Source organism: Pseudomonas sp. GD03842 (genome assembly GCF_029841165.1).
In the GTDB taxonomy this organism is placed as follows: Bacteria; Pseudomonadota; Gammaproteobacteria; order Pseudomonadales; family Pseudomonadaceae; genus Aquipseudomonas.
This window is the reverse complement of record NZ_JAOCEA010000006.1, coordinates 310,627-317,201: the sequence shown is the minus strand read 5'-3', so window position 1 is coordinate 317,201 and position 6,575 is coordinate 310,627. Positions and strand designations below refer to the sequence as shown.

Genomic DNA, 6,575 nt, shown 5'->3' with positions numbered 1-6,575 from the left:
GCGTCGTTTGCGTGACCCTCGCCAATGGATCAGCTCGCTGTAAACCGGACCGATGGGGTGCGGCAACCCGCCGCTCTACCTGCCGTCGCCGCCGTCCGGTCGACCTGAACAACATTCAGCCCCTCCCCCTTCCTCGCGCCCGCCAGCCTTCGCTGGCGGTGCCCATCCGACATCGCGCAGGTCGCTCAACGCGCAAGCATCCGACAGACATCAACGACCTTGCGCCCTCGTACAAAAATGAACGCAGAAGTTGCACGGATGGCAGTCCCGCAGCCCGCGCCGAACTCACATACTCAATCGCATGCAAGTGACGCAACCTGCAAACCGGAGGATTGAAAATGAACATTGGCTTTATCGGAACGGGCAGCATGGGCCGCGCCATCATTCCATTGCTCATCGAGGCCGGCCATCGCGTGTCAGCCTGGAACCGCAGCGCTGATGCGCTGGTCGACCTGCAAGGCGTGATAGCCCTGGATTCACCGGCGGCCGCGTTTCAGGAAGACGTCGCGATCAGCATGCTGGCCGATGATCGCGCCGTCAGGGAGGTGCTACTGACTTCCGGGGCACTGATGGGTGCGGACAAGGCGTGCATTCACATTGTGATGTCGACGCTCTCGCCGCTGCTCATCGAAGAGCTGCAAGCCCTCCATCTTGACGCGGGTGTCGCACTGGTCGCCGCGCCCGTGTTCGGCGTGCCGGCCGTGGCAGCACGGGGTGAGATGAACATCATGGCCGCAGGGTCGCCTGCAGCGATCGCCACGGTCCAGCCGATCTTCGATGTGCTGGGGAAGAAGACCTGGCGCCTTGGCGCCTACCCGGTTCAGGCCTGCATCGCGAAAATCGCCGGCAACATGATGATTACCCATGCGATCCAGTCACTGGGTGAGGCGACTGCCCTCGCCGAGCGTTACGGATTGAGCCCGGCCGCTTTCATCGAATTGATGACCCAGACCCAGTTCCCCAGCCCCAGTTATCAGCGTTACGGGCAGAACATCGTCAACGGCACCTATGAGCCAGGCTTCAAACTGGCCTTGGGGCTCAAGGACATCAACCTGGCCATCGATGCCGCCCTTCGCAAGGACCTCGGTTTACCGGGCGCCGATGCGGTCCGCTCGAAGATGACCGCGGCGCTGGCCCATGGGCTAGGGCACAAGGACTGGTCGTCGTTCGCCACGGAAACCGTCACCCGTTCGGCGCAGGCGTCCGAGCAACCATGGCTCACAGCAGCCGTGACCCGCTCCCGCCGTGGCCATTTCTGGATCACTGGGCCGCGCGTCACCCAAAACGGCAAGCATTACCAGAAAGGCCCCATGTACGTGGCTTGGGAGGCGCCCGAGTTCGTCACTCAGCCCTACCCTGTCGTGCTGGTTCATGGCGGAACGCTGCAAAGTACCGAGTGGCTGGATACACCCGACGGCCGGCCAGGTTGGGCGCAGCGGTTCGTCGAAGCGGGCTTCGTGGTGTTTCGCGTAGACCGCCCGGGCCACGGTCGTTCGCCTTATCACCCAGACATCATGGGGCCGATGGGCCCTGCGTTTTCCTACGAACGTGGGCGCGAGGTGTATTTCCCAGAGGGCGGCGGTGAAACCCAATGGCCGTTCGCGCCAGACGATGAGGCTGCCTTCGATGCGTTCATCGCCGCCTACGGACCGATGCCGGCCGACCTGGCGGCTGGCCAGGCCCTGGACGCTGACCGGTTGGCGCAATTGCTCGACAAAATCGGCAAGGCCATCGTTGTCACCCATTCAGCCTCCGGTCCCCTCGGCTGGCTGGTGGCCGACCGTCGCCCCGACCACGTGGTTGCGATCGTGGCGGTTGAGCCGATGGGCCCGGTGTTTGGCCAAACACCAGGTATCGGCACGCTGGATTGGGGCCTGACGGCAGCGCCCATTACGTTCGACCCACCTCACGAGACGCCGGAACAGGTCCGGAAAGCGGCCCCATCCACGCTGAAAATTCCTGCCCTGGAGGGCTTGCCGGTCGCACTGCTGACAGGCGAAACGTCGGTATTCGCCACCTTTGCGTCCAGTATCGTGCCGTTCCTGCACAACGCCGGCGCAAGGGTCGATCACCTGGACCTGCCTGCATTAGGCATCCGCGGTAACGGGCATGGCTTGATTTACGAGCGTAATTCCGACGCGTCGTTTGCGGTGGTGACGCGATGGCTCGCCGATGCCGTGAAGGCCGCCGAGCCCGCATGAACCACCGACAGGTCGGTCATCGACCGGCCCAATTCATTTTCCCCGGCCTGTGCCATCAGACCGATGCACACGCCTTCGGCACGTTTGCAGGAGATACATGCGATGAGGAAGACTTGGTTGATTACCGGCTGCTCGAATGGCCTCGGCCATGCGCTGGCACAGGCGGTGCTGGAACGCGGCGACCGATTGGTTGCGACTGCTCGCAATGTCGAGACGCTTCGAGACTTGGAGCAGCGCTACCCCGAACACGTGCGAGTCGCTCATCTTGACGTCACCGTCCCCCACACGGCGGTGAGCGCGGTCGCGGTGGCGCAAGAAGCGTTCGGCGGCCTGGACGTGCTGGTCAACAATGCGGGCTACGGCATGATTGGCGCCGTCGAAGAAGGCTCGCCTGACGAATACCGGGCGTTGTTCGATACCAACGTGTTCGGCCTGATCGAAGTGACCAAGGCGGCGTTGCCCGCCCTGCGCCAGCGAGGCAACGGGAGGATCGTCAACCTGTCATCCGGAGCGGGGGTGTCCGGCTCGGCGGGATACGGCTACTACAACGCGAGCAAGTTCGCGGTGGAAGGTCTGTCAGAAGCGCTGGCCCAGGAAGTGGGCCCGCTGGGCATAGCCGTCATCATCGCCAAGCCAGGGCCGTTTCGTACAGCGTTTCTTGGCCGTTCAGTGGTGCTCGCGGCGCAGGAGCTTCCCTTCTATGCCGAGACGGCCGGAACCAAGCGCCAATACAGCAGGACCCGAGACGGGCAGCAAAGCGGTGACCCGGCAAAAGCCGCCCGCGTGATCCTGGCGGCGGTGGACAGCCCTCACCCACCGCTGCACCTCCCGGTCGGGGCGGTGGTGTTCGACATCATCGACAAGAAAATCGCCTCGCTCGAAGCCGACACCGCGGCGTGGCGAAGCGTGGCAAGCCAGACGGATTTCGAATCTGCCGGGCACTCTCCGAAGGCTCGCTGATCGGAACCCGCCCCGACGCACGCCCCGAAAAGACCTCATATCACTTTTACCGCCCGACCAATGAACTTGATCGGGCCGGTGGGCAATCCGGTCGGGGAGCCACCGGCTTTCTCCAAGGTCAACTCGAACAACTGGTTGGGTTCCAGAGGAGGCAGCCTGTCCAGCGGAACGCGGTTGGAGGTCCCTGGCTTGACCAGCCCAAGTGAAACCGGCGCGCGCCACTGCTCGCCCTTGGTCCAGAACTGCAACGCCATGCCGTCGGGAACCGAATCCTGAGCCAACGGAAGGAGCGCGATGGATCGGTCATCGTTGGCTTGGACCACCCAACCCGGCGCCTGGCTGGTGGGGGCGACCAACACCACGACATATTGGGTGGTGACGGGGGACGCGGTCAGCAGTGTGAGTGCCAGCACCAGGCTCGCCGCAAGCCCTGCCGCGCTCAGCCCTTGCCACAGCCCCAAGCGCTGCCACCCACGGACTCGTGGCGGCGTTGACGGCGTGGCAAGCTCAGCGAGGCTGCGCTGGATACGGCCCCACAAACGGGCGCTGGGTGGCAGAGGTGCCGCCAGCGAGGTGAGTTCGAGCAAACGCGCCTCCCACGCATCCACGGCGTCGCGCAGCGAAGCATCGGTGCGCAGGCGTTCGGTCACGTCGTCATGCTGCTCGGCCGACAGCGTTCCCAATACATATTCGCCCGCCAGTGCATCCAGCGCTTCCAGGGATTCGGACTTCATTCGAGACACTCCCGCAGCGCTTTGAGGCTGCGCGTGATCCAGGCCTTCACGGTCCCCAGAGGCGCCCCCAGCAGACCAGCAATCTCGGCATGGCTGCAGCCGTCCACGTAGGCATGCAGGATGCAGCGCTGCGGTGCGGGTTGCAGTTGCTCGAGGCAACGGTAAATCTTCGCCGACCCGGACCACAGCGCTCGGTCGTCATCGGTTCCAGGCACCGTGGCCAGACTGTCGATGCCGGACTCGTCCAACGGGGTTTCCCGCCGCGTATCTCGTATCGCGTTCAGTGCCAGATGCCGCGTGATGCTGTAAATCCAACCTCGCGCCGAGCCCCGGGCGGGATCGTAGCTGGCGGCACGGGTCCAGATACGGATCATCGCGTCGTGGACAATGTCTTCGGCGATGGCGTCGTCCCGGGCGATACGCCGCGCCACACCCAGCATGCGCGCTCCTTCGTGATCGTACAGCGCCTGCAGGGCGCTCCGGTCGCCCTGTGCACAGGCCTCGAGGCAGCGATGGAAATCAAAGGAAACGGCGGGCGAATTCAACGTGTGCGATGTCCTTGTACATGACAGGGTGCCCCGGCCATCCAGCCGGGGGCTGCCCAAGAGCGTAGAAGATGAAAGGCAAGGCGTCTGCCTACTCGTCATTCACCTGGCTGTCCAGAACACATAGTCTGCCTGGTAGTTGACGACCTCCTGTGTGCCCTTGTTCTGCGCGGTGCATGCGCTCGTGGGCGCCACGCCCCCGCGGGTGGCCAAGCGCTGGATGTAACTGACGCCCTGCATTGCGCCCTTGCCCTCGGCCGGATTGGCCTTGACCAACTGGTAAGGCAAGTCGCCCTCAGCCGCTTTCGCCACCGCCAACTGGGTGCCGGTGACTTTCGAACCATCCTTTGCCTGCCAGGTCGCCGGTGGGCCGAAATAGTCGCCTACCGGTTTGCCCGCGCGGTCGTTCAGCACCGCTTTGGGGCCGACGAAGGTCCACTCGGTCTGACCGGGGGTGTTCGCTTTATCACGGCACTGGTAGGTGATCTCGCCGACACCCACGGTTTCCAGCATGACACTGTGACCGTCGGGAACCTTGACGGCATCGGGCAGGGTGGACTGGGCGTGCGCAGTCTGCAGACCGAGGGCGAGGCTGCAGGCGAAGAGGCAGGCAGTGGTGTTGATATTCATGGGCAGAGCTCCTGACAGGTCATTTGGCTGGGCAGCACCGGCCGCCCATTACCATTACCCGCCAACCAGCGCTTTGGATGCAGGGCTTGAAAAAAACTTTCGCCCTCCCTGTTCAGCGGCACTGGCAAAGCAGGCTAGAGTGGATGCATAGGTCGCAGGAGATAGCCCTTTGCCCAACAGTTCGGATGCAGCGCATGCCCTGGAGAACGACGATCCCCCGGCGCTGAATGTCTTGGTGAAGGCCTGTGCTGGCGGCAGCCGATGGGCGTTCGAAACGCTGTATCGGGCCACCTCCGCTCGGTTGTTCGGCATCTGCCTGCATTACCTGGCCAACCGCGCCGAGGCCGAAGAGGTTCTGCAGGAGGTGTACGTCAGCGTGTGGCTCAAGGCTTCCAGCTTCGATGCGACGCTGGCCAGCGCCAGCACCTGGATGGCGAGCATCGCTCGACACAAAGCCATCGACCGGCGCCGCGCTCGACGCGTGCACGAGCCTCTGGACACCTTCTCGCAGTTAACCGCCGGGGACACGGTCGTCGACAGTGTCGAACGCGAGCGTCAGGGGAGCGCCATCGACCGCTGCCTGGAGACGTTAGAAGAAGCGCAACGGCGCTATATCCGCTTCGCCTTTTTCGAGGGCTGTTCTTATGCCGAACTGGCCGAACGGCATAGCATCGCGCTGGGCACCATGAAAAGCTGGATCCGACGTGGACTGCAGCGCCTGGGGAGGTGTCTGGGGCTATGAACGAGAACGATTTGCCGCCAACCGACGACCGCGACACCTTGATAGCGGAATACGTGCTGGGCGTGCTTGCCAGCGAGGAGCGTGCCCGGGTCGAGGCCCTGGCGGCACGCGATTCCACGGTTCGCGCCGCGATTTCAGCCTGGCAGTCTCATTTCGACGGCTGGCTTGGACAGTTGCCTGAAGTCAGGCCCCCCGCCTCTGTATGGGAGGCAATCGATCAGCGACTGTTTGCGACCCGTATCTCCGAGGCGGAAAAAAGACCAGGGCTATGGCGTAATCCCGGTTTCTGGCGATGGGCTTGCGCCGCGTTGGCGGCGTGCTTGCTGGTCAGCCTGCTTCCCTGGGTCCAGCCTGGCCACCCTGCAGCCCCCGCGATGCTCGCCCGCCTGGAACAGAACGACGGCCACCTGCTGTTCGCCGCAACGGTGCAACCTGGGGCGCAAACTGTGGTGTTCGTACCCACGGGAGCTACGACCTGGCAGGGTCGCAGCGCCCAAGCCTGGATCATCGCGGGAGATGGGAAACCGCGTTCCCTCGGCCTGTTGCCGCCGAACGCGCCCGCCGCACTGAACATACCGGCGGAACTGGTCGGAGCGATCACCAAGGGGGCGGCGCTGGCGGTGTCGTTGGAGCCGCCGAACGGCTCGCCAACCGGTCTTCCTACCGGCCCCGTGATCGCCCAAGGAAAAATATCGACGTTGTGATGCATCCGTTCAGGCGCCTGCTGCGTATATCTTTCACCTTCATCCGAAGGGTCGAAGAA

The 6,575-nt window shown here is 63.9% G+C and carries 7 protein-coding genes; 4 read left to right on the top strand and 3 right to left on the bottom strand.

Going from position 1 to position 6,575, the window contains the following annotated elements; all coding sequences use genetic code 11:
- Window positions 1-338 precede the first annotated feature (338 nt).
- Window positions 339-2,201 carry an alpha/beta fold hydrolase gene (locus N5D61_RS11565; protein WP_279892726.1) on the top strand — a complete coding sequence of 621 codons (1,863 nt, stop codon included), beginning with the start codon at window positions 339-341 and terminating at the stop codon, window positions 2,199-2,201.
- A gap of 102 nt (window positions 2,202-2,303) precedes the next feature.
- Complete coding sequence (locus tag N5D61_RS11560) at window positions 2,304-3,161, top strand: oxidoreductase (protein WP_279892725.1); 858 nt, start codon at window positions 2,304-2,306, stop codon at window positions 3,159-3,161.
- Between the two features lie 35 nt (window positions 3,162-3,196).
- On the opposite strand, the gene N5D61_RS11555 is transcribed toward N5D61_RS11560, so the two are convergent.
- The 3 genes from N5D61_RS11555 to N5D61_RS11545 all read right to left on the bottom strand — a co-directional run bounded on the left by N5D61_RS11555 (window position 3,197) and on the right by N5D61_RS11545 (window position 5,070).
- Complete coding sequence (locus tag N5D61_RS11555; protein WP_279892723.1) at window positions 3,197-3,895, bottom strand: anti-sigma factor; 699 nt, start codon at window positions 3,893-3,895, stop codon at window positions 3,197-3,199.
- On the bottom strand, window positions 3,892-4,440 hold the full coding sequence (locus N5D61_RS11550; protein ID WP_279892722.1) for a sigma-70 family RNA polymerase sigma factor: 549 nt from the start codon (window positions 4,438-4,440) through the stop codon (window positions 3,892-3,894). Before N5D61_RS11550 ends, N5D61_RS11555 begins: the two co-directional genes overlap by 4 nt.
- Before the next feature lie 102 nt (window positions 4,441-4,542).
- The gene (locus tag N5D61_RS11545; RefSeq protein WP_279892720.1) at window positions 4,543-5,070 is read right to left on the bottom strand and encodes a DUF3455 domain-containing protein; all 528 of its coding nucleotides are present in this window, start codon (window positions 5,068-5,070) and stop codon (window positions 4,543-4,545) included.
- A 169-nt stretch (window positions 5,071-5,239) separates the two neighbouring features.
- Between N5D61_RS11545 and N5D61_RS11540 the strand changes: the two genes are divergently transcribed.
- Both N5D61_RS11540 and N5D61_RS11535 read left to right on the top strand, forming a co-directional pair.
- A complete protein-coding gene (locus N5D61_RS11540) occupies window positions 5,240-5,812 on the top strand; it encodes a sigma-70 family RNA polymerase sigma factor (protein ID WP_279892718.1) in 573 nt (190 codons plus the stop codon).
- Complete coding sequence (locus N5D61_RS11535; protein WP_279892716.1) at window positions 5,809-6,516, top strand: anti-sigma factor; 708 nt, start codon at window positions 5,809-5,811, stop codon at window positions 6,514-6,516. Before N5D61_RS11540 ends, N5D61_RS11535 begins: the two co-directional genes overlap by 4 nt.
- Window positions 6,517-6,575: the final 59 nt, after the last annotated feature.